Origin of the sequence: Brevundimonas diminuta 3F5N (assembly GCF_900163625.1) — a bacterium.
Taxonomy (GTDB): domain Bacteria; phylum Pseudomonadota; class Alphaproteobacteria; order Caulobacterales; family Caulobacteraceae; genus Brevundimonas; species Brevundimonas diminuta_A.
Window position 1 is genome coordinate 1 of sequence record NZ_FUIE01000046.1, and the last position, 26,295, is coordinate 26,295.

General features: G+C 69.5%; 23 protein-coding genes. 12 read left to right on the plus strand and 11 right to left on the minus strand.

Annotation, left to right across the window (positions count from 1 at the left end):
- Window positions 1–143 precede the first annotated feature (143 nt).
- From trxA to FM111_RS08925, 7 genes are all read right to left on the minus strand, one after another.
- On the minus strand, window positions 144–476 hold the full coding sequence (gene trxA, locus FM111_RS08895; RefSeq protein ID WP_003168818.1) for a thioredoxin: 333 nt from the start codon (window positions 474–476) through the stop codon (window positions 144–146).
- A gap of 123 nt (window positions 477–599) precedes the next feature.
- The gene (gene addA / locus FM111_RS08900; protein ID WP_087140609.1) at window positions 600–4,034 is read right to left on the minus strand and encodes a double-strand break repair helicase AddA; all 3,435 of its coding nucleotides are present in this window, start codon (window positions 4,032–4,034) and stop codon (window positions 600–602) included.
- Window positions 4,031–7,108, minus strand: coding sequence for a double-strand break repair protein AddB (gene addB / locus FM111_RS08905; protein WP_087140610.1), 3,078 nt, complete (start codon window positions 7,106–7,108; stop codon window positions 4,031–4,033). The genes addA and addB overlap by 4 nt, the downstream gene beginning before the upstream one ends.
- Complete coding sequence (murU, locus tag FM111_RS08910) at window positions 7,108–7,833, minus strand: N-acetylmuramate alpha-1-phosphate uridylyltransferase MurU (RefSeq protein WP_179205064.1); 726 nt, start codon at window positions 7,831–7,833, stop codon at window positions 7,108–7,110. The genes addB and murU overlap by 1 nt, the downstream gene beginning before the upstream one ends.
- 187 nt (window positions 7,834–8,020) lie before the next feature.
- A complete protein-coding gene (gene amgK / locus FM111_RS08915) occupies window positions 8,021–9,109 on the minus strand; it encodes an N-acetylmuramate/N-acetylglucosamine kinase AmgK (RefSeq protein ID WP_087140611.1) in 1,089 nt (362 codons plus the stop codon).
- Entirely contained in the window at window positions 9,102–9,605 is a 504-nt protein-coding gene (gene tsaE, locus FM111_RS08920; protein WP_373407969.1) for a tRNA (adenosine(37)-N6)-threonylcarbamoyltransferase complex ATPase subunit type 1 TsaE, read from the minus strand. Before tsaE ends, amgK begins: the two co-directional genes overlap by 8 nt.
- Window positions 9,602–10,480, minus strand: coding sequence for a GNAT family N-acetyltransferase (locus FM111_RS08925; protein ID WP_087140613.1), 879 nt, complete (start codon window positions 10,478–10,480; stop codon window positions 9,602–9,604). Before FM111_RS08925 ends, tsaE begins: the two co-directional genes overlap by 4 nt.
- Before the next feature lie 69 nt (window positions 10,481–10,549).
- Between FM111_RS08925 and FM111_RS08930 the strand changes: the two genes are divergently transcribed.
- From FM111_RS08930 to FM111_RS08940, 3 genes are all read left to right on the plus strand, one after another.
- A complete protein-coding gene (locus FM111_RS08930) occupies window positions 10,550–12,661 on the plus strand; it encodes a dipeptidyl-peptidase 5 (protein ID WP_087140614.1) in 2,112 nt (703 codons plus the stop codon).
- Between the two features lie 87 nt (window positions 12,662–12,748).
- Entirely contained in the window at window positions 12,749–14,863 is a 2,115-nt protein-coding gene (locus FM111_RS08935; RefSeq protein WP_087140615.1) for a S9 family peptidase, read from the plus strand.
- 64 nt (window positions 14,864–14,927) lie between these two features.
- The gene (locus FM111_RS08940) at window positions 14,928–15,578 is read left to right on the plus strand and encodes an alpha/beta hydrolase fold domain-containing protein (protein ID WP_179205065.1); all 651 of its coding nucleotides are present in this window, start codon (window positions 14,928–14,930) and stop codon (window positions 15,576–15,578) included.
- Window positions 15,579–15,582: 4 nt separating this feature from the next.
- Here FM111_RS08940 and FM111_RS08945 read toward each other — a convergent pair whose 3' ends face one another.
- The gene (locus tag FM111_RS08945; protein WP_218779191.1) at window positions 15,583–16,122 is read right to left on the minus strand and encodes an SRPBCC family protein; all 540 of its coding nucleotides are present in this window, start codon (window positions 16,120–16,122) and stop codon (window positions 15,583–15,585) included.
- A gap of 111 nt (window positions 16,123–16,233) precedes the next feature.
- On the opposite strand from FM111_RS08945, the gene FM111_RS08950 reads away from it, so the two are divergent.
- The 5 genes from FM111_RS08950 (at window position 16,234) to FM111_RS08970 (ending at window position 21,073) form a co-directional block, all read left to right on the plus strand.
- Window positions 16,234–17,679, plus strand: a complete 1,446-nt coding sequence (locus FM111_RS08950) for an AMP nucleosidase (protein ID WP_087140618.1) — start codon at window positions 16,234–16,236, stop codon at window positions 17,677–17,679.
- A gap of 292 nt (window positions 17,680–17,971) precedes the next feature.
- Window positions 17,972–18,598, plus strand: coding sequence for a hypothetical protein (locus tag FM111_RS08955; protein ID WP_087140619.1), 627 nt, complete (start codon window positions 17,972–17,974; stop codon window positions 18,596–18,598).
- A gap of 1 nt (window position 18,599) precedes the next feature.
- Window positions 18,600–18,929 carry a winged helix-turn-helix domain-containing protein gene (locus FM111_RS08960; protein WP_087140620.1) on the plus strand — a complete coding sequence of 110 codons (330 nt, stop codon included), beginning with the start codon at window positions 18,600–18,602 and terminating at the stop codon, window positions 18,927–18,929.
- A gap of 42 nt (window positions 18,930–18,971) precedes the next feature.
- Window positions 18,972–19,748, plus strand: a complete 777-nt coding sequence (locus FM111_RS08965; protein WP_087140621.1) for a tyrosine-protein phosphatase — start codon at window positions 18,972–18,974, stop codon at window positions 19,746–19,748.
- On the plus strand, window positions 19,745–21,073 hold the full coding sequence (locus tag FM111_RS08970; protein WP_143276078.1) for an anthranilate synthase component I family protein: 1,329 nt from the start codon (window positions 19,745–19,747) through the stop codon (window positions 21,071–21,073). The genes FM111_RS08965 and FM111_RS08970 overlap by 4 nt, the downstream gene beginning before the upstream one ends.
- On the opposite strand, the gene FM111_RS08975 is transcribed toward FM111_RS08970, so the two are convergent.
- The 3 genes from FM111_RS08975 to FM111_RS08985 are packed head-to-tail and all read right to left on the minus strand — an operon-like array spanning window position 21,070 to window position 22,571.
- Window positions 21,070–21,645: a TadE/TadG family type IV pilus assembly protein gene (locus FM111_RS08975; RefSeq protein ID WP_256968167.1), complete on the minus strand. Its 576-nt coding sequence runs from the start codon at window positions 21,643–21,645 to the stop codon at window positions 21,070–21,072. The genes FM111_RS08970 and FM111_RS08975 overlap by 4 nt on opposite strands.
- Before the next feature lie 8 nt (window positions 21,646–21,653).
- The gene (locus tag FM111_RS08980; protein ID WP_256968168.1) at window positions 21,654–22,160 is read right to left on the minus strand and encodes a TadE/TadG family type IV pilus assembly protein; all 507 of its coding nucleotides are present in this window, start codon (window positions 22,158–22,160) and stop codon (window positions 21,654–21,656) included.
- Between the two features lie 24 nt (window positions 22,161–22,184).
- Window positions 22,185–22,571 (minus strand): pilus assembly protein N-terminal domain-containing protein, encoded by a 387-nt coding sequence (locus FM111_RS08985; protein WP_087140624.1) that lies wholly within the window; start codon window positions 22,569–22,571, stop codon window positions 22,185–22,187.
- 283 nt (window positions 22,572–22,854) lie between these two features.
- Here FM111_RS08985 and FM111_RS08990 point away from each other — a divergent pair, with 283 nt between their 5' ends.
- From FM111_RS08990 to FM111_RS09005, 4 genes are all read left to right on the plus strand, one after another.
- Window positions 22,855–23,037 carry a Flp family type IVb pilin gene (locus FM111_RS08990; protein WP_087140625.1) on the plus strand — a complete coding sequence of 61 codons (183 nt, stop codon included), beginning with the start codon at window positions 22,855–22,857 and terminating at the stop codon, window positions 23,035–23,037.
- A 125-nt stretch (window positions 23,038–23,162) separates the two neighbouring features.
- A complete protein-coding gene (locus FM111_RS08995; RefSeq protein ID WP_087140626.1) occupies window positions 23,163–23,675 on the plus strand; it encodes an A24 family peptidase in 513 nt (170 codons plus the stop codon).
- Between the two features lie 121 nt (window positions 23,676–23,796).
- Window positions 23,797–24,726, plus strand: coding sequence for a Flp pilus assembly protein CpaB (cpaB, locus tag FM111_RS09000; RefSeq protein WP_087140627.1), 930 nt, complete (start codon window positions 23,797–23,799; stop codon window positions 24,724–24,726).
- Between the two features lie 17 nt (window positions 24,727–24,743).
- Window positions 24,744–26,291, plus strand: coding sequence for a type II and III secretion system protein family protein (locus FM111_RS09005; protein ID WP_373407968.1), 1,548 nt, complete (start codon window positions 24,744–24,746; stop codon window positions 26,289–26,291).
- The last annotated feature ends 4 nt before the right edge of the window (window positions 26,292–26,295 follow it).

Here is a 26,295-nt window from a genome sequence, read left to right on the forward strand (position 1 = left end):
CACCCAACCCTCCCCCATCGAGGGGGAGGGCGTTTGCAAAAAGAAAAGGCGGCGCCCCGTCAGCGGCGCCGCCCCCACCCGGTTTCGGCCTGACGGCCTCAACCACCCTCCCCGGGACGGGGAGGGAAAAAGTCGTGCGGGTATTAGTCCGCCTTGACGCCGGCTTCGGCCAGCCATTCGACGATCTTGCCCTTGGGCATGGCGCCGACCTTCATCGAGGTCATCTGGCCGTCCTTGAACAGCATCAGGGTCGGGATGCCCTTCACGCCCATCTTGGACGGGACCATGGGGCTGTCGTCGATGTTGACCTTGGCGACGGTGACCTTGCCGGCCAGCTCGTCGGCGATCTGCTCCAGCGCCGGGCCGATCTGTTTGCAGGGGCCGCACCACTCGGCCCAGAAGTCCACCAGGACGGGGGTCGAGGATTTCAGGACGTCGGCGTCGAAGCTGTCGTCGGTGACTTTCACAGTCGCCATGAATGGCTCTCCTTTAGGGCGCTACCGCTCGGCCCGCGGGGCCTCGCTGTTTGAGCGCTGAATAGATTGCGCGTCGGAAGGTCCGACGTTCGGCCACAGATGTGGGTGCGAATCCTCGACAAATCAACGCGCATTTTCGAGAGCGGCGTCCATCAGGCTTTGCGGGACCGCCATCAGCTTCGGCCCGTCGGTCCAGACCAGGGCCGCCTCGACCGTCCGCTCGGGATAGAGGCGGCGCAGGACGGCGGCGTAGATCGCCATCTGCAGCACATAGGCCGGATCGGCGTCCTCGACGTGATCGGGAGCGGGACGGTTGGATTTGAAGTCGACCACCAGCACCCGCTCTGGCGTGACCACCAGCCGGTCGATGCGGCCCGAGATCGACACGCCGCTGGGCAGGCCGGGCGCGGTCCCGGTCAGGGCGACCTCGGGGCGGCTGCCGGGGCCGAAGACGGGGGCGAAACGGGCGTCGTCCAGCACGCCGAAGGCGGCGGCGATCATTTCGGCGCGCTGGTCCTCGGTCAGGTCGCGTTCGCGCGCCAGCATCCGGCGGGCGGCGTCGGGACGGTCGGGCGACGGTAGGTCGGGCAGGCGCTCCAGCAGGCGGTGGATCAGGTCGCCGCGCCGGAAGCGGCCCAGACCCGCGCCGGGGCCTTCGCCGCGCGCCAGCGGCGACGGCGCGGGGATGCGTTTCTGCTCCTGCATCTGCGAGGGCGAGGCGAAGCGGGCGGCCGCGTCACGCGGCGGGTTGGTCCGGGCCCAGCCGGGGGCCTCCGCGCGCATCTCTGCGGCGGCGACGGCGGCGGGCAGACTGTCGGGATCGGCGCCGTAGCGACGGACGCCGCCGTCCAGTTCACGCACCTGATCGCCCAGCCGGTTGAAGGTCTCTTCGATCACCGACCACCAGTCCCCGGCCTCGGGCGCGCGTTTGGAGCCGCGCCCCATGACGATCACCCGGTCCCGCGCACGGGTCAGGGCGACGTAGAGCAGGCGCAGGGATTCATCGCCGACCCGCGCCTCACGCGCCGCGCGGGCGTCGGCCGAGGCGGGGCAGTCCTCCTTCGACGAACCGGGGCACATCAGCCAGGCTTCGGCGCCGTCTTCCAGCGGGACGGGCATCAGGGACGGCCCCTGCGCCTTCGCCTTCATCGTCGTGTCGGGCAGGATGACGACCGGCGCCTCCAGCCCCTTGGCGCCGTGGACGGTCATGACGCGGACCTCGCCGCGCGGGCCTTCCAGTTCGCGCTTCACCTCGACGTCGGCGGCTTCCAGCAGGGCGAGGCAGGTCTCCAGATCGGTCCCGCCGCGCCCCTCGGCGGCCAGCACCTGATTGAGGGTCTCGTCGACGGCTTCCTCGGCCTCGCGCCCCAGACGGGTCAGGATGCGGGCGCGACCTGATTGGCCGGTTGCGTCCACCCGGTTCAGCAGGCGGGAGAAGAAGCCGAAGGGATCGAGGTCGCGGGCGTCGCGCGCCGCGCGCAGCAGGTCCAGCGCCCGACCCCACTCGGGCCGTTCGCCCGCGCGGCGCTTCAGTTCGCGCCACAGGCCGTCGCGCTTCTCGCGGCCCGCCAGGTCGAACAGGCTGTCCTCGTCCACGTCGCAGAAGGGGCCGCGCAGCACCTCGGCCAGGGTCAGGTCGTCGCCGGGGAAGAGGGCGAAACGGGCCAGGGCCTTCAGGTCGTCGAAGACGATGTGCTGCGACAGCTTCAGCCGGTCGGCGCCCGCCACCGGCGCTCCCGCCGCCTTCAGGGCGCGGATGATCTCCTCGAACGTCGCGTCACGGCGGCGGACCAGGATCAGGAAGTCGCCATAGCCGCAGGGACGCGCGGCGCCGCCCTTGTCGAAGACGACAGCGCCGGTTTCGACCTGACGTTTGATCTCGAGCGCTAGCGTCTGGGCCATGCGCTTGCGGGCGCTGGCGGTTCCTTCCTGATCGACGGGGTCGGTCCAGGCGTCGCGCTCGGGCGGGGCCTCGTCCACGAACAGGGGCCACAGGTCGACAGCGCCGGGCTGGCCGGTGCGGGCGGCGATATGAGGCGGGAAGCCCGCGACGTCTTCGCCAACCAGGGCGCAGGTCCGTTCCGGCGTGGCGAAGACCGCGTCGACGAAGCTGAGGACGGCTTCGGTCGAACGATAGGAGGTGGCCAGTTCGACGCCTTCAAACTCACCGCCCGCCCCTTTGATAAGGCTGTCATAGACCTGTGCTTCCTGCCTCAGCCGCTCGGGCCGGGCTCCCTGGAAGGAATAGATCGACTGCTTCTCGTCGCCGACAGCGAAGACGGTGCGGTCGGTATCGGGGACGGTGAAGAACTCGCCGGTCAGGGCGCGCATGATGGCCCACTGTTCGGGGGCGGTGTCCTGGGCCTCGTCGATCAGGACGTGATCGACGCCGCCGTCCAGCTTGTACAGCACCCAGGCGGCGGTCGAGCGGACGGTCAGCAGTTCGACCGTGCGCGCCACCAGATCCGAGAAGTCCAGCGCGCCGTGGGCCGTCTTGGCCGCCTCGTAGAGGGCGGCGTGGGCGTTGGCCAGGGTCAGCAGCTTGATGGTGTCGTCGGCGACCTTGGCGGCGCGCAGCTGGTCGCGCGCGGCCAGGAACTTGTCCTGAAGGTCGGTCAGCCAGCCTGTGGCGTCGGGCGGCGCCTGCTTGGTCGCCATCGACTTGCGAGGCGAGCCGGAGCCGGTCAGGAAGACGACGCCGAGACCGTGGAAGCTCCAGTCGTGGTCGAGGGCGTGGATCAGTTCCGAGGCCCGGTCCTTGTCGGTCTTGGAGCCCGTGGCCATCAGCTCGGCCATGTGGCGGACCTCGCCCCGGTCCAGCCAGCGCAGGAAGTCGGCCTCGATGTCCTCGGGCGCCTTTTGCGGGTCGGCGCCGGTCAGGACGTAGGGGCCGGGCGCGCGGCCGTCGGCGACGCGGGCGACATAGTCGGTCAGTTCGGCGCGCTTGTTCTCGATCAGGGCCAGCAGATCCTGGAAGCGGCCCCAGTCCAACTCGACCGCGAAATGGCTGTAGGCCTCGCCGATCGGCCCATCGGCGTCGGCGAGGGCGGCGCGGGCCAGATCGTCGCGCGCGGCGTGAGACAGGGCGATCGCCGCCTCATTCTCCAGCACAGTGAAGCGCGGCGACACCCCCGCCTCAATGGGAAAGCGACGCAGCAGCTTTTCGCAGAAGGCGTGGATGGTCTGGATCTTCAGCCCGCCGGGCGTCTCCAGGGCGCGGGCGAACAGGCGACGCGCCTCGGACAAGCGGGCGGGGTTGAGGGCGGCGGGGTCGCTGTCGTCCAGCTTGGCCAGTTCGGCCGCCAGTTCGCCGTCGTCCATGACGGCCCATTTGCCAAGGGTCTCGAACAGGCGGGCCTGCATCTCGGCGGCGGCGGCCTTGGTGTAGGTCACGCACAGGATGGCCGAAGGCGCGGCGCCGCCCAGCAGCAGGCGCGCCACCCGGCTGACCAGGGTGGTGGTCTTGCCCGATCCGGCGTTGGCGGTGACGAAGACCGAGCGGGCCGGGTCGGCGGCCCGGGTTTGGGGATTAAGGCTTTGGGGGTTGAGGGCGTTCATTCCGCCTCTCCTTCTTCGCCGCCGCCGATGACGTGCCATTCCCAGACGCGGGCCAGCAGGTTGTAGGGGCTGTAGCTGCCCATCAGGTGGGGCGCGGCCCACGAGAGGTAGGGCGTCTCCGGTCTGTCGAAGTCGGCGACGCGGGCCATCAGGCCTTGCAGGGCGGCGTCGGACAGGACTTGCGCTTCCGGCCCGGCCGCGCGCACGGCGACCTCGCCCGCCTTCTTGCGGCCGACGACGCGGACGTAGGTCAGCTCTTCGGGCGGGACGGGACCGTTCGTCGCCTTGAAGCCGCCAGCGGCGAGAATGGCGCCGGTCAGGGTCAGCTGAGGCGCGAAGCCCGCCTTGATCTGTTTGGCGGTGGGAACCTGGCCGGTTTTGAAGTCCATGACGGCGGCCGACAGGGCGCCGACCTCGATGCGGTCAGCATAGGCCTTGACGGTGAAAGGGCCGCCGGGCGCGTCGAACGCCAATGCGCCCTGTTGTTCGATCATCAGGGTTACGCCGCGCGCGCGACGCTTGGTCTCGAACCCGGCCAGCCAGCGGGCGGCGTTCCGGGCCAGCGGCGCCTCGCGGGCCATGGCGGCGTCCTCGAAGCCGTGGGCGGTCAGCTCCTCCAGCAACAGGCGTTCGATCACCGTGTCGAGATCGTCGGGCAGAAGGTCGGGCCAGTCCTCGGTCAGGCGCTCGATGGCCTTGTGCACGGCGTTGCCGCGCGCGAGCGCCTCGGCCGAGGCGCCGGGGCGCTCCATCGGCTCAAGGTTCAGGATGCGGCGGGCGTAGAGGGCGTAGGGGTCGCGGACCCAGCGCTCGACCCCGGTGACGTAAAGGCTGCGCGGGCGGCGTTCGACCGGGGGCGTGGGCGCTGGGCGCGGGGCCAGCCGGGCTGGGCCGGGCGGCGGGGCGTCCAGCGCCTCGGTCCAGTCGGCCACGCCTTCGGGGGCGGTAAGCCTGACCGGGGTGTCGGGTGCATCGGCGCCGCGCGTCAGCATCTCTAGCCGCCACAGCCAGCGCGAGCGCACGGCGGGCTGGCCGCCGCGCCGCTCGCAGTGGACAAGGATCGCCTCGTCAGCGCAGGCGGCCTGAACGAAGTCCTGCGCGGTCTGACCCAGGCGCCGCTCGGGCGCGGGCAGGGGCAGGGCGGCGCGCATCGGCCGCGACAGGAAGGGATCGACCGGGGCGGCGTTGGGCCAGACGCCTTCCTCCAGCCCGGCCAGGATCATGCGGTCGGCCCGCGCCAGACGGGCTTCGATGGCGCCGAGGATGCGCAAGGACGGATGGGTGGCGCCGCCGGTCCGCACCGTGGTCTCGGCCAGCAAGGCGGCGATCAGGTCGGCGAACTCGGCGGGCGTGGTCTGGCCCAGCGGGCCGCCGCCCTCGATCAGGGCCGAGAGCAGGGCGGCCGCCGCCTCGCCGTCCGGTCCGGCCCAGGCGTTCTGACCCGCCAGGGCTTCGATCAGGGCGGTCAGGGTGCGGGCGGCCTCATCCGGCGGACAGGGGCGAGCGGTCGCCAGCGCCTCCAGCCGCTCAGTAAGGGTCTGCGCGCCCTTCAGCCGGGCCAGCTTCCAGTCGGTCAACGGCAGGCCGCCGCGCCGGGGTTCGCCCGCCTTCAGCAGTTTCTCGCGCAGTTGGGACCAGCGGCGCGGGCGGGGGCCGCGCAGGGCGTGCTCCTCCAGCGCCTCGGCGGCGTCGGTGAGCGACGTCTCGCCCAGATCGAGGCGGACCAGCGGGTGCTTCAGCAGGGCCAGCAGGGTTTGCGGTTTCAGAGGCTCGGCCAGGAAACGGGCGCCGAGGTCGACCAGCACGCCCGCCGTCATGCGTGACAGGGGCTGGCCGGTGGAGGAGTCGGCGACGATGCCCCAGCGCGCCAGCCGCGCCTCAACCCGGCGCGACAGTTGCAGATCCGGCGTCACCAGGGCGCAGGTGATCGGACGGCCGTCGGGACCGCGCTGCTCCAAGCTCTCGCGCATCATCAGGGCGACGGCGCTGGCCGCCTCCTCCTCGGCGCGGACGGACAGGACGGTCAGGCCCGACAGGCCCTCGGCGATGGGGTCGGCGGCGCGGCCCGCCTCGGCCGAGCGGGCGCGAAGACGTTTGATCTCGCGGCGCCAGTCGTCGGTGGCGTCTGCGGGGCGCAGGGCTTCGTTGATCAGGCGCTGGCGGGCCAGGCCGCGCGCTTCGACGGAAGGCTCGAGCGCAGGTTGGAACCAGGGCTGGACGGTCTCGCGCGCGACTTCGGCGCGGGTCAACAGGGCTTTCAGCGCAGCCTGCGGGTGCTGGTCGTCGATGCGGTCCCAGGCGTCGGCGGCCAGATCGAGGTCGAGGCCGGGCAGGACGACCACGCCCTGCGGCGCTTTCGCAACGGCCTTCAGCACATCGGCGGCTGCGGGGACGGTGCCGGTCGAACCGGCGGCGATGACGGGGGCCTGCGGCGGGCGGGCGTCCCACGCCTCGGCCAGACGGCGCAGCAGGGTCGCGCGGCGCCAGGCCGGATCGACCAGGCCGAGCGCCTCCAGCCGCTTGGGCCAGGCCTCGACGGCGAGGCCGAGGAAGCGGGCGCTCTCGCGCCAGTGCTCGGCCAGATCCTGTTCCGCCAGGGTGGCGACGCGCGACAGGTCGGAAACTTCTTCCAGTTGGCAGGAGTCGAGGAAGGCGCCGAGCGCATCGGCCATTTCGAGCGCGCGTAGGGGCTTCATCCCCGGCTCGAAGTCCTCGGCGATCATCCGCGCCATCTCGAAGCGGCGCGTCAGGGAGGCGATGGCGGGCGGCAGGTCCAGACCCAGTTCGCCGGGGGCGAAGGGCGGTTCGCCCTCTTCCAGATCGCCGAGCGGGCGGACCTGAGGCAGCAGGACGGGGCGCTCGCCCGCCAACTTGCCCAGCGCGAAGGAGAAGGCGCGGGCGGCGCGGCGGTTGGGCAGCAGGATGGTGGCGTCGGTCAGGGTCTCGGGCGGGGCGTCGCCCAGCCAGTCCAGCACCCCCGCCGCCAGGTCTTCGAGGAAGGGGCGCCAGGCGGGCACGGCGCGCCAGCGCGGCCCGCTTTCGGCGAACGGATCGAAGCGGCCCCCCGTCGACATCAGGCTTCGGCCTTCAGCCGCGCCTCGGCCTCGTTGCGCGCCTGCGGGTCGCCGACGTGCATCCAGTCGCCGTCCAGCACGCAGCCGAACAGACGCCCCTCGGCGGCCGAGGCGCGCCACAGGGGGCTGAGCGAGAAGGGGCCGTCGGGGCCGTGGTCGGCGTAATCGGGCCGGGTGATGTGGACGCCCATATAGGCGTAAGGCGCGCTGGCCGCCTCGCCCCGGAAGGTCAGGGCGCCGTCATCGGCGAGGAAGAAGTCGCCGCCGCCCTCGAAGCCGATGGAGCCTTCGCGCCGAGCCAGCAGCAGGGCGGCGTCCATGCGCGCGGGATCCCACAGACGGATGAGGTCGCCGAGGGCCCCTCCCGGTGTCTTGGCCCGGTCGACCCATACGCTGTCGATATTGGCGACAAAGACGGGATCATCGCCCAGAAGAGGGTGGGCCTTCTTCAGGCCCCCGCCGGTCTCCAGCAGTTCGGCGCGCTCGTCGGAGATGCGGATCGTCGGGCGCGCACGGCTGGCCAGATGGCTTTCCAGACGATCGGCGAACCAGTGGACGTTGACCACGGCGTCGGTCACGCCCGCCTCGGCCAGTCGATCGAGAACGTGGTCGATCAGCGCCTTGCCGCCGACCTCGACCAGGGCCTTGGGCCGGTCGTTGGTCAGGGGACGCATCCGCGTGCCGAGCCCAGCGGCGAGAACCATGGCGGTTGTGGGGGCGGTCATAAAACGACTCCAGCCCTTCTCCCCTGGAGGGAGAAGGTGTCATGCGGAGCATGACGGATGAGGGGGCGGGCGGCGACGCGCGCGCGTTCAGACGGCAAAGGCGAGACCGGCGGAACCCGCCCCCTCATCCGAGCCGCTGCGCGGCCCACCTTCTCCCCCGAGGGGAGAAGGAAGCGGCGGACGGTCCTCATCGACGCACATCCTCCGGCGCGTGGCGGTCCATCCAGGCGGCGACGGCTTCGAGACCCGGCGCCTTCAGATTGGCGTTCAGGTGCGCCCACATGCGCGGCATGAAGGCGGCGTAGCGGGGCTTGCCGTCGCGGGCGATCAGGCGAGCGAAGATCCCCAGGATGCGCGCTTCGTTCAGCGCCGCCAGGCCGGCGTAGGACGCCATGAAGGCCTCGCGGTCGATCTCGGGGCGCAGGGCGAAATAGTGGTCGAGCGCCAAGGCCTCCAGCTCGGGCGCCACGTCGCGGCGGGCGTCCTGCAGCAGGGAGTGCAGATCCCATGACGGATGGGCCTTCACCGCGTCCTGGAAGTCGATCATCCCGACCGAGGCGGCGCCGGTCTTGCCGTCCAGCCGGATCAGGTTCTCGGCGTGATAGTCGCGGTGAGCCATGACGGAGGCGCCCGCCTCGCCCGCCGCCGTGATCGGGGCCCAGGCTGCGCGCCATTCGGCGACGGCGGCTTCATCGAAGGCCAACGATGGGATCAGCTTGGGCAGCCATTCGACGAACAGGTCGGCGCCGCCTTGCAGCGCCGTCTGGTCATAGGTCAGCAGGGGCCAGTCGCCCGCCGGGCCGCTCAGGACATCGGGCGTCGGGGCGGCGTGCAGGACGGCCAGGGCCTCGACGGCGGCGCGATAGAGGGGGGCGGGATCGGCGCCGTCCTCGATGACGCGGGCGAACAGGGCGTCGCCGAAATCCTCGATCACGGCCAGACCGTTCGGAGCGTCGACGGCGACGATCTCAGGCGCGGACAGGCCCAGCGACTTCAGATGGGCGGCGACGGCGGCGAAGGCCTCGATGCGTCCGGCGGACAGGCGGGCGACGGCGTTCCAGCCTTGGGCGTGGCGCTGTTCCGGCGTCCATGACGGATCGCAGGGCTGGCTCTCGGCGGCGGGGGCCTGGTCCATCAGCATCAGGGAGGCGCCCGAGGGCGTCGTCAGGCGCTCATAACGCCGCGTCGAGGCGTCGCCGGGCAGGGGCGCGCGGACGGCCTCGGCCAGACCGGCTGAGCGCAGAAAATCGAGACGGAGGGCTTCGCGGTCAGACATGGAGTTCCTTCAGTTTCGCTTCCCACGACCCTACGCCAGTTGCGGTCGCAACTCTTCCAGAGAGGCCCCTATCGCCGCCCTCGCGGAGGGCGGCTGCTTGAGGGGCGGGTTCCGAGATTTCGATCGTCAGCCGGTCGGGGCCGAGCATTTGACCGGGGTCGTCGCCCAGACGCTCGGGCCATTCGATCAGGGCGCAACCCTCGTCCAGCGCCTCGTCCAGACCGATCTCAAAGGCTTCTTCGGGACGGCTGAGGCGATAGAGGTCGAAATGGGCGATCGCCGGATCGCTCTCGTAGAACTGGACCAGGGTGAAGGTCGGCGAGGGCACGTCCTCGTCGGGGCGCGTCAGGGCGCGGATCAGGCCGCGCGCCAGCGTCGACTTGCCCATGCCCAGCGGGCCGTAGAGCAGGACGGCTTCGCCCGGCGCCAGCAGGGGGGCGATCGCTTCGCCGAGGCGGGTGGTGGCGTCGGCGTCGGGAAGGTCGAAAATCATCAGGCGAAGGTCGCGTCAGGATCGGCGGCCAGGGTCCGCTCGACGAAGGTTTTCAGTTTCAGGGTGGCGGCCTGGGCGTCGACGTCCAGGGCCAGCGGCGGGATGGGACGGCCGACGATCAGTTCGAAGGCGCGGCCCTTCTTGTTCAGCAACTCGTGGAAGAGGGTGATGTCGCGCAACTCCTGCGACACCTTGTCGAACAGGTGGAACAGGCGGCTGCTCGGACCGGCGACGTGGACCGGGATCACCGGCGCCTCATATTTGCGGGCCAGGGAGGCGGCGGTGGCGGCCCATTCGGGGTCGGTCAGCAGGCCGTTCGGGCCGACGCGGGCCAGGCGCCCGGCCGGGAACATGACGACGCAGCGTTCGGCCTCGAAGGCCTCCTTGGCGGCCTGAAGCGTGGCGCGGGTCTTCTCGCGCGTGCGCTTGGCTGTGACCCATTCGACGGGGACGACGGTTTCCGACAGGCGCGGCGAGACGCGCAGCGCATCAGCGTTGGCGAAGTAGATCAGGTCGTTCCGCACCGTCCGCAGGGCGTCGTGCACGGCCAGGCCGTCGGCGATGCCGGTCGGATGGTTGCACACCACCAGACAGCGGCCCGAGGCGGGCAGGCGGTCCAGATGCGCCGTCCGCACCGTCAGCTCCAGCAGCTCGGAGACGTAGTCGAGCGCCTGGCGTCCGGCCATGGGGCCGATGGCGTCGGCCATGCGCCGCGCCTTGGTGTAGTCGAGCAGGCCGTAGAGGGCGGGCCGCGCCAGGGGCCAGGCGGCCGATCCCGTCAGCCGGGGCGCGCGCTCGGCGATCAGCACGTCGACGATGTGGGGAGCCGGACTCATCGTCTGCTTGTCGCCGAGGCGGCGGCGTCGGGCAAGCGCCATCCAGCTTGGCTAGGACCGGATCGCCGCCTATGCAGGAAGCCTGACCATTCTTTGGGGGAGTGTAGCGTAATGACCCGATCACATTGGATGACGGCTGCGGCCGTCCAGATGCTGCTGCTGGCGGGGGGCCTGGCGGCGACGCCGGTTCTGGCTCAAGCGACTTTGGCCCAGGCCGCGCCGGCCGCGGCTGTTGCGCCGGCTCAGGCCGAGGCTTCTGATCGTCTTGGCCTGAAGGATCTGGCGACGATGGAGCGGGTCGGCGATCCGCGCGTCTCGCCTGACGGGCGCCGCGTCATCTACGCCGTGACCACGACGGACTGGAACGGCAACAAGAACCAGACCGGTTTGTGGATGGTCGATGTCGATGGCGCGTCGCCCCCGCGTCGCCTGCCGATCTCCGACGGCGGCGTTTCGAGCGCGCGCTGGGCGCCGGACGGACAGTCGATCTACTTCCTGTCGTCGCGCGGCGGATCGAACCAGGTGTGGCGCGCGGACCGCGACGGCATGGCGGCGGCCCAGGCGACCACCCTGCCGGTGTCCCTGTCGGGCTTCCGTTTCACGCCGGACGGCAAGGCCCTGGTGCTGGGCGTGTCGGTCTATACGGACTGCGAGACCCTGGAGTGCACCCGCGACCGCCTGGCCGAGCGGGCCAAGTCGAACCAGCAGGCCTATGACCGGATGCCGCTGCGGGTGTTCGACCGCTGGGCCGACGGGCGTCAGAGCCACATCTTCCTGCAGCCGCTGAACGGCTCGGGCTTCGCTGAGGGGCCGCCGCGCGACCTGGCCGCCGGTCTGGACGGGGACGTCAGCGTCGGCGAGGGCGGTCTGACGATCGCGCGCGACGGGCGCACCTTCGTCTATGCCGCGCGCAAGCAGGCCGACCGCGCCGCCTTCACCAACGACAGCGACCTGTATCGCCTGAGCGTGGACGGCGGCGTCCCGGTCAATCTGACCGAGGGTCACTCGGGGCCGGACGGGGCGCCCGCCCTGTCGCCAGACGGACGCCGCCTGGCCTGGCTGGCCGCCCCGCGCGAGAACGTCGGCGGCGATCAGCCGGTGGTCATGGTGGCCGATGCGAACGGCGCGAACGCCCGCGCCCTGACCAACTGGGACCGCGGCCCCAGCGGCCTGACCTGGCGCTCGGACGGACGGGCGCTCTATGTGACGGCCGCCGACGAAGGCCAGAACCGCCTGTTCGAGATCGACGCCCGCAGCGGCGCGGTGAAGGCCCTGACCGACATCGGCTCGGTCGGCGACTTCGACGAGGTCGGCGGCGTCCTGGCCTACGCCCATGAGAGCTTCACGGCTCCGACGCAGGTCTTCATCGCCCGGAACGGCCAGGCCGCGCGCCAGGCGACCCAGCACAACGCCGAGCTGCTGGCCCGCATCGACCTGCCGCGCCCGGAGGAAATCCGCTTCCCCGGCTGGAACAATGAGACGGCGCACGGCTGGGTGTTCAAGCCTGCGGGCTACGTCGAGGGCCGCAAATACCCGGCCGTCTATCTGATTCACGGCGGGCCCAAGTCGCCTTGGACCGAAAGCTGGTCCTACCGCTGGAACCCGCAGGTCTATACGGCGGCGGGCTATGCAGTGGTGATGGTCAACTTCCATGGCTCGCCGGGTTATGGCCAGGCCTTCACCGACGCCATCAACGACCACTGGGGCGACCGTCCGCTGGAGGATCTGCAGAAGGGCTGGCAGGCGGCGCTGTCGGCCAATCCGTGGATCGACGGGGAGCGGGCCTGCGCGCTCGGCGCCTCCTACGGCGGCTATATGGTCAATATGATCGCGGGCCAGTGGAACGAGCCGTGGCGCTGTCTGGTCAACCACGCCGGGGTGTTCGACGTGCCCCAGCTGATGAACGCCATGGACATCTCGACCTTCATCCATGAGTTCGGCGGCGCGACCTGGGACCGCAAGGCCGTCTATGACGTGCACAACCCCGAGACCTATGCGGGCGACTGGAAGAAGCCGATGCTGGTGCTGCACGGCTCCAAGGACTTCCGCGTGCCGATGGAGCAGGGGCTGGCGACCTTCTCGGCCCTGCAACGGCTGAACATCCCCAGCCGCTTCGTCCATGTGCCGGACGAGAACCACTGGGTCTTGAAGCCCCAGACCTGGGTCGAGTGGCAGCAGGAGATCCTGGACTGGACGGCCGACTGGACGAAGGAAGGCCAGTAAACAGCGACCTGAACAGGAGACTTTGCTGGCGGCGCGCGGCGGTGTTAGGCCTTTGGCCTGATTGAAATCCGCATGAGGAGCGCCTGAATGCGCCGCCTGCCCCATCTTCTGTCCGGCCTCAGCGCCGCCGCCCTGCTGACCGCCACGGCCTTGCCGGCCCTGGCCGAGGGAGCGCTCGTTGCTCCGGCTGCGGCGACAGCTACGACGCAGGCTTCGAACGCGTTCACCTATCAGGACATGATCTCGGCCAACCGGCTGGGCGATCCGCAGGTGTCGCCGGACGGCGAGTGGGTGGTCTATGCGCTGACCCAGACGGACGTGGCGGCCAACAAGCGGTCCAGCGCCCTCTACATCCTGGGCCTGAAGGGCGAGGCCCAGCCGCAGAAGCTGGCGATTTCCGAAGGCGGCGCCAACACCGCCCGCTGGGGCGCCGACGGCAAGCTGTATTTCCTGTCGGGCCGCTCGGGGTCGAGCCAGGTCTGGGTCTCGGCCGACAAGGGCGCGACGGCGACGCAGGTCACGGCCCTGCCGACCGACGTCAACGCCTATCGCATCAACGCAGCGGGCGATGCGGTGGCCGTGTCCCTGGCCGTCTATCCCGATGCGGCGGACCTGAGCGCCTCGGTCGCGCGCGGCAAGACCGAGGCCGAACGCAAGTCGACCGGCCAGGTCTATGACCGCATGTTCGTGCGTCACTGGGACACGTGGAACGACCACACCCAGAACCACCTGTTCGTCCAGTCGATCGGCGCGGACGGCACGGCGGGCGGCGAGCCGGTCTGGGTGACCAAGGGCTTCGACGGCGACACCCCCTCCAAGCCGTTCGGCGACGAGAGCGAGTTTACCTTCGCCCCCGATGGCCAGTCTCTGGTCTTCTCGGCGCGCAAGGCGGGGAACAGCGAGCCGTGGAGCACCAATTTCGACCTCTACAGCGTCGCCGTCTCGGCGCCCGGCCAACTGACCAATCTGACCGAGGCCAACCCAGCCTGGGACACCGGCCCGGTCTTCTCGCCGGACGGTCAGACCCTGGCCTACCGCGCCATGGCCCGTCCGGGCTTCGAGGCGGACAAATATTCGATCTTCCTGCGCGACGTCGCCACCGGCCAGACCCGCCAGATCGCGGCCAACTGGGACCGCTCGGCCGATACGCTGCAATGGTCGAAGGACGGCAACACCCTCTACACCACGGCGGGCGACGTCGGTCAGACCCGCCTGTTCGCCATCGACGCGCGCAACGGCGTGGTGACGCCGCTGACGGGCGAAGGTCACGTCGGCGCCTTCCAGCAGACGTCCTCGGGCTTCGTCATGGCGGTCGACACCCTGACCTCGCCCAGCGACCTGTTCTTCAAGACGTATCGCGGCCGCGAAATGCCGCGCCGCCTGACGAACGTGAACCCGCAGCTGGCGACCAAGGCCTTCGGCGAGGCCGAGCAGTTCAGCTTCCCCGGCTGGAACGACGAGACGGTCCACGGCTACGTCATCAAGCCCGCCAACTATGTCGAGGGTCAGAAGTATCCGGTCGCCTTCCTGATCCACGGCGGGCCGCAGGGCTCGTTCGGCAACGGCTGGTCCTACCGCTGGAACCCCGAGACCTATGCGGGCGCGGGCTATGCGGTGGTGATGATCGATTTCCACGGCTCGACCGGCTACGGCCAGGAATTCACCGACGCCATCAGCCAGCACTGGGGCGACCGCCCGCTGGAAGACCTGCAGAAGGGCTGGGCCTTCGCCCAGTCGAAGTATGACTTCCTCGACGGGAACAACGCCTGCGCGCTCGGCGCCTCCTACGGCGGCTATATGATCAACTGGATCGCCGGCAACTGGCCGGGCGAGTTCAAATGCCTGGTCAACCACGACGGCGTCTTCGACACCTTCGGCATGGGCTACGGCACCGAGGAGCTGTGGTTCACCGAGTGGGAATACGGCGGCACGCCGTGGGAAAACCCGGAGGGCTATCAGAAGTTCAACCCGGCCAACCACGTGCAGAACTGGCGCGACCCGATGCTGGTGGTCCAGGGCGACCTCGACTTCCGCATCCCGACCTCGCAGAGCCTGTCGACCTTCACCGCCCTGCAACGGCGCGGGATCGAGAGCCGCTTCGTCTTCTTCCCGGACGAGAACCACTGGGTGCTGAAGCCGGCCAACAGCCTGCAATGGCACAATGAGGTGTTCGGCTGGCTGGATAAGCACCTGGCCAAGTAAGGCTCGGCCTGACTTCGGGGCGCGGTTCGACAGGGCCGCGCCCTTCGGCTTTCGGGGAGGCGGAATGACGAGACGAGGGCTTCTGGCGCCGCTGCTGGCGACCGTGGCGACGGCGGCCTGTGCGCCGTTGATCGGCGAAGGCGTGACGCCGCCCGCGTTGCTGGGGCCACCCGGCTGGCGTTCGGCGCGCGCGGCCTATGGCGCCGACCCACGTCAGAGCCTGCGTCTTTATCGCCCGGCGCGGGCGGAAGGCTTGCCGATCCTGATCCTGCTGCCCGACCGCGCGCCGGATGCGGCGGACAAGCGTTCGGCGCGCGATCTGGCCGAGCGGGGCTTCGTCGTGGTCATGGCCGACCGACGGGCGGCGCCCGACAGCGCCTATCCAGCCTACATCGCCGATGCGGCGGCGGCGGTCGCCTGGGCGGCGCGGCGGGCGGATGATCTGGGCGGCGACGCGGGGCGCATCGGCGTGCTGGGCCAGGGCGAGGGCGGCCGTGCAGCCCTGATGCTGGCGCTGGACCGGCGCTATCTGGCGGCGGCGTGCGCCCCCGGCGCGGTGCGCGCGGCGGCGGCCCTGGGCGCGCCGCAACGGCCGGACGCGACCTTCACCGACCCGTCCGCCTATGGCGAAGGTCTGGGCGTGGCGCCGATCTGGCGCGGAGGGGCGAGCGACATGGCGGGGGCGGTCGCTTTCCTGCGCAAGGCGCTGGGCTGAGGCGTCAGTCGCCCGCCTCGGCCCGCGTCTTGAGATTGGCCAACTGGGCTGACAGCACTCCATCGACCGGGGCGGCCCAGGCCGCCAGCCCGCCGCTGGCGTAGCCGCCGACGACATAGGCCCAGGTCAGGGTCGTCCCTTCGCCCTCGGGTTTCAGGCTGAACGTCAGGCCGCCCGCTGCGCCCTGACCCTGCAGCGGGCCGAGGCCGCCCTGCAGCACCAGTTTCGATCCCGGCTCGACCAGCACCGTCTCCAGATGGCGCGAGACGCGTCCGTCCGCCGCCTGCTCGCACCAGCAGCCGCCGGGCGCGAGGTCTAGCGACAGGGCGGAATCCTTGAACCAGCGATGGTCGCGGCTCCACCAGGCGTCGGGCGCGGTCAGCAGCGCCCAGACCCGTGCGGGCGGCGCGTTCAGGCTCAGCGTCCCGCCGACCTCGAAGCCATGCGCCTCGGCCGATTTCACCTCGGCTGAGGCGGGCGCCGAAGCGAAAGCGACGGCCAGCATGGCGGCCGCGGCGGCGAGGGCGGAAAGGCGTCGAACCATGGGGAATCCTCCAGCCGCACGAGAAAGCGCGCGCCGGCTTTCCTGGTCAACTGTCATGTCGGCGTGTTTCCCCCGTCTCGCCAAGGTCACGGATTTCCGCTAGAGGAAGCCATGACAGACAAGATGACCCCCCAGGCGGCGCTGGACCGCCTCGAAACCCTCTACAATCAATCCGTCGCCAACCTGCGCAATGCAGTGAAGCGCTTCCTCGAGACCGGCGAGCGCGCTGATCCCGAAGCGCGGGCCTCCGGCCTGTTCGCCTATCCCCGACTGACCATCAGCTGGTTCGGCGACCGCCCGCAGGATCTCGAGACGCGCGCCTTCGGCCGCCTGTCGCGTCCTGGCGTCTATACGACCACCGTCACCCGCCCTGACCTGTACCGGGCCTATCTGCTGGAGCAGCTGACGCTGCTGTCCGACGAATACGGCGCCCGGATCACGGTCGAGCCGTCGGAGCAGGAAATCCCCTTCCCCTATGTGCTGGATGGTTCCGGCGTGGTGCTGGACAGCACCATGACCGCCGCCATCGCCCGCTGGTTCCCGACCACGGACCTAGCGCACATCGGCGACGAGATCTCGGACGGCCTGTTCGAGCCGGGCGAGGACTTCCCGCTGGCCCAGTTCGACGGCCTGCGCACCGACTTCTCGCTGGCGCGGCTGCGGCACTACACCGGCACTCCGGTCGAGGACGTGCAGTCCTATGTGCTGTTCACCAACTATCACCGCTACGTCGACGAGTTCGTGCGCTGGGCCTGCGCCCAGCTGGCCGATGCCGACAGCCCCTATGAGACCCTGTCCTGCGCTGGCGGCGTGGTCATCGACCGCGCCACGCCGAACCCGGAAGTCGCCATCATGGATGCGGCCTGGCGCCGTCATCAGATGCCGGCCTATCACCTGACGCGGCCGGACGGTCAGGGCATCACCCTGGTCAACATCGGCGTCGGGCCGTCGAACGCCAAGACGATCTGCGACCACCTGGCCGTCACCCGACCGCACGCCTGGATGATGATCGGCCACTGCGGCGGCCTGCGCGGCAGCCAGACCATCGGCGACTACGTTCTGGCCCACGCCTATCTGCGCGACGACCATGTGCTGGACGCGGTCCTGCCGGCCGACATCCCCATCCCCAACATCGCCGAGGTGCAGCGCGCCCTCTATGACGCGACCAAGCTGGTCTCGGGCGCGCCGGGCGAAGAGGTGAAGAAGCGTCTGCGCACCGGCACGGTCGTCACCACCGACGACCGCAACTGGGAGCTGCGCTATTCCAAGTCGGCCCTGCGCTTCAACCAGAGCCGCGCCGTCGCCATCGACATGGAATCGGCCACCATCGCGGCCCAGGGCTATCGCTTCCGCGTGCCCTACGGGACGCTGCTGTGCGTCTCGGACAAGCCGCTGCACGGCGAGATCAAGCTGCCGGGCCAGGCCAACCGTTTCTACGAAGGCTCGATCTCCGAGCATTTGCAGATCGGCATTCAGGCGGTGGACCTGTTGCGCGCCGAAGGCACCCGCCTGCACTCGCGCAAGCTGCGCGCTTTCGATGAGCCGCCGTTCCGGTAAGGGCGCTACCGCTCGCCGCGCGACGGCTCGCTGTTTGAGCGCGAACGCGGCGCCTCTCCCTCCCCTTCATGGGGAGGGTGGCTGAGGCCCCCAGGCCGAAGCCGGGTGGGGGCGGCTAGGCAAATCGAGCGCTGCGCCCAGGATCACCTGGCCCTCCCCACCCGGTCTTCGCTTCGCTGCGACCACCCTCCCCATGAAGGGGAGGGAGAGGCGACGTGTTTGGTTTTGAGAAAGAACTTTACAACATAAAGTTCTTGGCTCATCTTCTGCATAACAGGCAGGGAGAGACGCCATGACACGCGACCAGGTTCAATCTGTTCACGACGACATCGCCTATATGAAGGCCCTCGCCCAGGAAGGGCGGCAGGCGCCGTTGCTGGCGGGCCCCATCATGGTGGCGGCGGCCATCGTCTTTGGGCTGGCCAGTGTCGCCCAATGGACCGTCGTGTCCGGACTCATCGACGTCACGCCTTGGGCGCAGTTCTGGATCTGGGTCGTGGCGGCGATCATCTTCATTCTCGACCTGATGTTTTTACTCAACCGGATGAAGGCCAAGCCCGGCTATAGCTCTGTGGGCAATCAAGCGGTCGGCGCCGCGTGGACTGGGGTCGGTTTCGGCATCTTCGTCACCTGGCTTGCCTTGATGGTGATCGGCTTCAAGACCGGCGACTGGTTCCTGATGAACCTCATGCCGACGATCGTGGTGGTCGCCTATGGGTCGGCCTGGATGGTCGCGGCCCTCATGTCGCGAACGCGCTGGATGATGGGGGTCGCCTTGACGTCCTATGCGGGGGCGGTGGTCCTGGCCTGGTTCGCCGGCGATCAGGCTATCTATCTGGTGCACGCGGTCCTACTGCTACTCGTCGCCCTCGTCCCAGGCCTGATCCTGATGCGCCAGGAACCGACGGAGGTGGTCTGACATGGCCGCTTCGGAACCGGCGGCCGATGAGGCTGACGCCTTCGACATCGGCCGCATCGACGAGGTGATCCACGGCCGGGTGCGCCTGGGGATCATGGCCTATCTGTCCAGCGTGGAGAGCGCCGACTTCGGCGAGCTGAAGGCGCGGTTGCAGACGACGGACGGCAATCTGTCGGTGCATTTGCGAAAGCTGGAGGAGGCGGGCTTCGTCGCCGTGTCCAAGAGCTTTCAGGGCCGCAAGCCCCTGACGCGAGCTGGCATGACGGAGGCGGGACGCGACGCCTTCCTCGCCTACCTGGACGCCATGTCGGCCCTGGTGGCGGGGCGCTAGCCGGACTGGCGTGCGGCGTCGAACAGTCTAAGAAAGGCGGTCATGAGCGACCGCCTTTCGCCGTTCGAGGCCATCGACAATTTTCGTGACTATGGCGGCTACGCCGTGGACGATCGCCTGCTGGCGCGCGGCCGGCTCTATCGCGCGGCGCATCAGGCGCGGGCGACGCAGGCGGACGTGGCGCGACTGGAAGCGCTGGGGCTGGCGGCCGTGGTCGACCTGCGCCGTCCCAGCGAGCGGCGGGCCCAGCCGTCGCGCCGCCCGGTCGGCTGGGCTGGAACGCTGATCGAAAGCGACCATGACGACGGCGGCGAGGCGCCGCATCTGACCTTTCTGAAGACCGCCGACCTGACCGAGGCGTCCGGTCGCGCCTTCATGACCGAGACCTATCGCCGCCTGCCGTTCGAAACAGCCCATGTCGACCTGTTCGGCCGCTACTTCCGCCTGTTGGCCGAGATCGAGGGGCCGGTGCTGATCCACTGCGCGGCGGGCAAGGACCGGACCGGCCTGCTGGCGGCCTTGACTCACAGCCTGCTGGGCGTGGCCCACGACGACCTGATGGCGGACTATCTGGCGACCAATCAGGCCGTGGATCTGGACGGTCGGGCGGAAGAGGTCGCGCGCAAGCTGACGGCCATGACCGGCCGCACGGCGTCGCACGGGGCGGTCGTCGCCTTCCTGGGCGTCGAGGCGGCCTATCTGGACGAGGCCTTCGGCGCCATGCGCGCGCACAGCGGCTCGGTCGGCACCTATCTGGAGCGCGTGCTGGGCGTGGATGCGCCGCTGGTTGACCGCATCCGGGCGCGATTGGCTCCATGAGCGGTCTGCCTGTTCAGCATGTCGAGACGCACCCCTGGCGCGATCCTCTGGAGACGGCGGCGGGGCTGAACCGTCGCGAGGGCGCCCTGGCCCTGCTGGCCGGGGCGGGCGATCCGCAGGTGCATGGCGGGCGCTGGTCCTTCGTGGCCTGCGAGCCGGATCAGGTGTTCGTCGGCCGCGTGAATGATGGGGCGCTGTTCCAGCGCCTGCGTGAGCCCGCCTATGCAGGCGGCGGGGTCGTCGGGTTGATGAGTTATGACGCTGGGGCGCGTCCTGCGACGGGCGAGCGCGGCGACGGTTGGCCCGACTTGATGCTGGCCCGCTATCCGGCCCTGCTGGCCTTCGACCATCAGGAACGACAGGTGCGGGCGGTCGGGCGCGGCGCCGACGCCGAGGCGGCGCGGCTTGAGGCTCGGCGCGCCGTGGACTGGTTGGATGCAGCGGCCTCGGTCGAGGCGCCTTCGCCGCCGTGCGATCATGCGCTCGAGGAGGGTTCGGGCGCGGCCTATGAGGCGGCGGTGGCCGACGTGGTCGCCCGTATCGGCGCGGGCGAGCTGTTTCAGGCCAATATCGCGCGGGCCTGGACCGGACGACTGAAATCGGGCCGTGACCCGTTCGAGGTCTTCCTGCGGTTGTCGGCGGGACGAGGGGCGGCTTACGGCGCTTTCTGGCGGCTGGGCGAGCGGGCGCTGGTGTCCAACTCGCCGGAACTGTTCCTGACCTTCGACGGCGACAGCGGCCGCATCGAGACCCGGCCGATCAAGGGCACCCGCGCGCGCGACCCTGACCCGGCGCGCGATGCGGCCCTTGCGGCGGAGCTATGCGCCAGCGCCAAGGACCGGGCCGAGAACCTGATGATCGTCGATCTGATGCGCAACGACGTGGCGCGGGCGGCGCGGCCCGGTTCGGTCCAGGTCGAGCGCCTGTTCGAACTGGAGCGCCATCCGACGGTGCATCACCTGGTCTCGACGGTCAGCGCCCAGGCGGCGCAGGGCGTCGGTCCGGCCGAGGTCATGGAGGCCGCCTTCCCGCCCGGCTCCATCACCGGCGCGCCCAAGCATCAGGCCATGAAGGTGATCGCGGGCCATGAGCCGCCGCGCGGGCCGTGGTGCGGCTCTCTGTTCGGCTGGGGGCTGGGCGAGGAGGCGAGGCTGACGGCTTCCGTCCTGATCCGCACGGCGGCGTTCGAGCGCGGAGCGGACGGCTGGGTCTGGCGCGCCCTGGCGGGGGCGGGGATTGTGGCCGACAGCGACCCCCGCGCCGAACGGCTGGAGACCGAGGCCAAGTTCAGCGCATTGAAGGAGGCTCTGGTCGGGCGCGGCTAGCAGTCGGTGCAGGCGATCCGATCCGTCGTCCGCGGCCTGAGATAGTAGTTCCGCTGAAAGGCGATGCCGCCCGGTATCATCTGGCCGAAGGCGGACACATAGCCGTAGTTCGTCTCGCCCAGGATCACGGTCTGGCCGTCCGTGATCAGGCCGGGCGGAAGGTCGGTGATGGGATCGCCTCGCTTGCGGGCGGGCATGATGTCGGCGCCCTTGGGATCCTTGGGATCCTTGGCGCTCTTGGCGCGGCTCCATTCGACCGTGGCGACGCCGCGCGCATCCACGGTGACGCTCGAGACGCGGATCGACAGGGTGTCAGCGGAGAAAGGCCGCATGATCATGTCGCCGATCTGGAAGGTGCTCTCCAGATCCTGGACGTTGGTGCCGCCGGACTGGGCCACCAGGTCCGCGACCATGGAGGCGACGTGGCTGGCGCGGCGCTCGGCCATATAGCCTTGGGAGAATTCGATCAGGCCGAAGTAGATGGTGATCATCACCGGCGCGATCAGGGCGAACTCGATCGCCGAGACGCCGCGCCGATCCCGCAACAGGCGCTTCAGAAGCCCGGCTTTCACGGCGCGCCTCATTGATAGGGCTCGTTGCGGAAGGCCAGGGTGGTGGTCAGCATCACGCGGCGATCGGTGGTGCGCGACACGGCCTGGGCGATGAAGGGGGTGACGATGGGCTGTTCGTACCAGACGCGCACCAGCACCCGGTCGCCGGGGCCGCCCGGCTTGTAGGTCAGGACGCTGGGATCGAAGACGCCTGTTTTCAGCGGGTCGGCGTCGGACGGGGTCGAGAAGCCCTCGACCACGCGGATGTCGATGAAGGCGCGACTGGGGCAGTCGGCGGCGAAGACGCTCATATTGGCGCACAGGCGCTCCTTGATGTCCTCGATCTCCAATTTCTGTTCCTGAGCCAGGCCGGTGCGGACCTGGCGTCCGGCGTCGGAGACCGCGGTCTCAACCAGGGCGTCGACCAGCAGCAGCAGGCCGATCTCCAGTATGCCGAACAGCAGCATGAAGAAGGGGAAGGCCACGAGGGCGAACTCCACGGCGGTGGAGCCTTCGCGGCGGCGCCGACGATGCATCAGGCCTGGCCCCCGCTGCATGAGTCAGGGCGCCGTGGACGGGCGGGCGGCGGGCGCGCAGCGGGCGCCGCAGGCGACCTCGACCACCTCGCCGCCGCGCCAGACGCGGACGGAGCCGGTCTCGCCGGGGCTGACGGCCACCTGACGTTGGAACAGGGGGCGGCCTAGGGCGTCGACAGCGATGATCTCGGTCAGGCCGTAGCTCTTGCCGGTGATGAACAGGGTGCGGGCGTCGGTGACGGTGACGTCGGCGATGCGCGGATTGGCCACGATCACCGATCCGGCCGGGGCGCGAAGCTGCACGCGCGTCGCCTGGTCGATCTGCACGTCCAGCGGCCGTTCCTGCGCCACGGCGGGCGCGGCCAGGGCGAGCGTCGCGGCCAGGCTGGCGAAAAGAGAAGCTGAGCGCATGGCGGGACCTCCGTGAGGATCAGAACGGGCGCGCGCGAGCGCCGCACGTGGAAGCTGACGGCCAAAGGTCAAGAAACCCTGAAATTCTCTACCAACGCCGGAATCAGGGGTGAATTCTAGTAAACAGGAAAGTAACCATCAATATTGCGCGGGGGTGTCGAGATTTTACCCGCTCTTAAGGGGCGTCGTCGCATTGTCTCCATGCAAACGGGGGTCAAGCGGGCAAAACCGACGACCCTGATGATGGGTCATCTGCTCGTTATTGAAAGAAGGAAGACACAATATGCGTAACTTCATCACGCGCTTCGCTAAAGACGAATCCGGCGCCACGGCCATCGAATACGGCCTGATCGCTGCTCTGATCGCGGTTGTCATCATCGGCGCCGTCGCTGCTCTGGGCACTCAGCTCAATGACACCTTCAAGAAGGTCACGACCGACATGAAGACGCCGCCTAAGACGGCCTAAACCACCGATAAGCAGATTTGAGGAAGGCCGGAATGGAGACATTCCGGCCTTTTCTTTTTTAGATGCAGAGGTACGACCTGCTGAGCGGCAACCTGCTTTTAAGAAACCAGGCCTACGGTGCACGTATGACTGAACTGCCCATGATCCTGCTGGCCGTCCTGCCTGTTCTGGCGATCGGCGCAGCCCTGCATGACCTGATCACCATGAAGATTCCAAACTGGATCTCGGTGGTGCTGCTCGTCGCCTTCTTCCCGGCCGCCCTGGCGCTGGGCCTGCCGTTGGGCGTGGTGGGCGTTTCGGTTGGTCTGGCGATGGCGATGCTTGTCGTCGGCATGGGGATGTTCGCGGCGAATTGGATCGGCGGCGGCGACGCCAAGCTTCTGGCCGCCTCCATGCTGTGGATGGGCGCTTCGGGTGGCGTGCTCTTTGTTTTCTATACAGCGTTGGTGGGCGGCGGCTTTTGCATTCTGCTGATGACGGCGCGCAGCCATCTGCCTTTCTTCGCCCAGAGCGGCCCCGGCTGGGTCATGCGGCTGATGCAGCCCAAGGGGGACATTCCCTATGGCGTCGCCATCGCTATCGGCGCCCTGTTGGCCTATCCGTCCAGTCCGCTGATGACGGCTTACATCGCGGGCTGATGACGTTGTTCGTCAAGGGCGGTCCAGCTTAGGGGCGCGTTAACCATGACGGGCCATTATCCCTGACAGGCAGGGGGCGGATCATCCGGGTTCGCGCGATCGCGTCTGCCGGAGACACTGGATGAAACCCGCCAAGATCGCTGTCATCTGCATCGCAGCCCTCGCGGCCATCGGTCTGGCGCTGGTCGTGCGCGCCATGGGGTCGTCGGGGCAGCCGACGGCCACCGCCACGGCCGCCGTCGAGACGCGACCCATGGCCAGGGTGCTGGTCGCTGCGCGTGATCTGGAGCCGGGCCGTCGCCTGGTCGATGCGGACCTGAGCTGGAAAGACTGGCCAGCCGACGAACTCAACCCCCTCTTCATTACAGACGGCCCGCCGCCGCCCTCCAAGGCCGAGGGCGCCGCCGCCGAGAACGCGGCCGTCGAAGGCTCTGGCGACGCCAAGGGCGCAACGGTGGAAAAGGCCATGAAGGCCGTCGCCGAACTGAACACGCCGGGCGCCAAGTCGGACTATATCGGCGCCGTGGTGCGTGAACCCATTCTGGCCGGCGAGCCCCTGGTGGCGCGCAAGATCGTGCGCGCCGGGGACAGCGGCTACATGGCCGCCTATCTGGAGCCGGGCATGCGGGCCATGGCGATCCGTGTGACGGTCGAGACGGCTGCGGGCGGCTTCATCCTGCCAGGCGACCGCGTGGACGTCCTGCTGACGCGTGAGGTCAAGGGCTCGGGCGATGAGGGCGGGACCAAGTATTCAGCCGCCACGGTGATGCGCAACGTCAAGGTTCTGGCCATCGACCAGAGCACCCGCGCCGCCGAAGACGAGAAGGCGGTGGTCGGCGCCACCGCGACGCTGGAGTTGACGGGCCGCGACGCCGAGGTGCTGGCCCTGGCCAAGTCCGAAGGCGAACTGTCGCTGGTGCTGCGCTCCTACGCCGATACGGCCGGTCCGTCGGGCCATGTGCCGGGCGCGGTGCGCGGGCGGGCGACGGGCGGCGGTTCGGTCGTGCGTGTCTATCGCGAGGGGCAGGCCGAAGCGGTGGCGGTGCCATGAAGACGGGACTATCGGGCATGAATCGTTTCGCTGTCGCCGCCTGCGCCGCCCTGATCGCGCTGGGCGGTTCTGTCGCGTCGGACGGCGCTCGCGCCCAGACGCGCGCCGCCATCACCGCAGGCTCGGCCCCGCAGATGGTCAATCTGCCGCGCGGAACCTCCTTCGCCGTCGATCTGCCGGCGGATGCGCGCGACGTCATCATCTCCAATCCGGCTGTGGCCGAGGCCATGCTGCACTCGCCACGCCGGATCACCATGATCGGCCTGGCGGGCGGCGAGACGGACGCCATCTTCCTGGACGCAAGCGGGCGCACCATCCTGGCGCTGCGGGTGCGCGTGGATGCGGGCGTCAGCGCGCTTCAGGACACCCTGGCGCGCGTGGCGCCGGGCTCGAACGTGCGCGCCGAGGCGGTCAACGACAGCATCATCCTGACCGGCGTGGCGGCCAGTCCGCTGGAAGCCGAACGCGCCGCCCAGGTGGCCCGCGCCTTCGTCAGCGCGCCGGAAAAGGTCATGAACATGATCGCCGTCGCCGGATCGGACCAGGTGACGCTGAAGGTGCGCGTGGTCGAGGTGCAGCGCAGCGCCATCAAGCAGCTCGGATTCGACACCCAGGCGGTGATCGGCCGTGTCGGCGACACTCAATGGCTGCTGGGCAACAGCGCCACCTGGGGCGTGAACGGCTCCTTCCTGGGCGGTCTGGCGGGCGGGATCGCGCGCGACACCACCAAGAATTTCCAGATGCAGGTGCCTTGCCTCGGTCCGGGTTGGCCTGAAGGCGCCTTGTGTCCGGTGACGGTCGACGGCAGCCCCGGCGATCCGTCCAACTGGGACACGGCAAAGCCTGGAACCGGCCCCGGTTCGGACGGGCTGAACAAGGGCGAGGCCATGCTCAAGGCTTTTGAGCGCGTCGGCTTGGTGCGGATGTTGGCCGAGCCCAATCTGACGTCAGTCAACGGGGAGGCGGCCAGCTTCCTGGCCGGGGGTGAATTCCCCGTGCCCGCCGGGCGCGACCGCGAAGGTCAGATCACGGTCGAGTACAAACCCTACGGCGTCGGCCTGTCGTTCCGGCCGGTGGTCCTGTCGGAAGGGCGCATCAGCCTGCAGGTCAAGGTCGAGGTGTCCGAGCTGACGCCCAACGGCGGCCTGACCATCGGCGCGGGCACTCCGTCCTCCATCACCCTGCCGGGACTGACGGTGCGGCGCAGCGAGAACACCATTGAACTGCCCTCGGGCGGGTCGATGATGATCGCTGGCCTGCTGCAGGAATCGACGCGCCAGTCGATCGACGCCCTGCCGGGCATGACCAATCTGCCTGTGCTGGGCCAGCTGTTCCGCTCACGCGACTATGTGATGGGCGAGACCGAGCTGGTGGTCATCGTCGAGCCTTATATCGTCAACCCGACCTCGCCGGGTCGGATGCAGACGCCGGCTGACGGCCTGCGCATCGCCCAGGACGCCCAGACCATCTTCTTCGGCCAGTTGAACCAGGTCTACGGTTCGCCCGCCCCGGCGGCCCAGCCGGGCGCCGGCTGGCGCGGCCCTGTCGGCTATGTGATCGAGTGAGCGC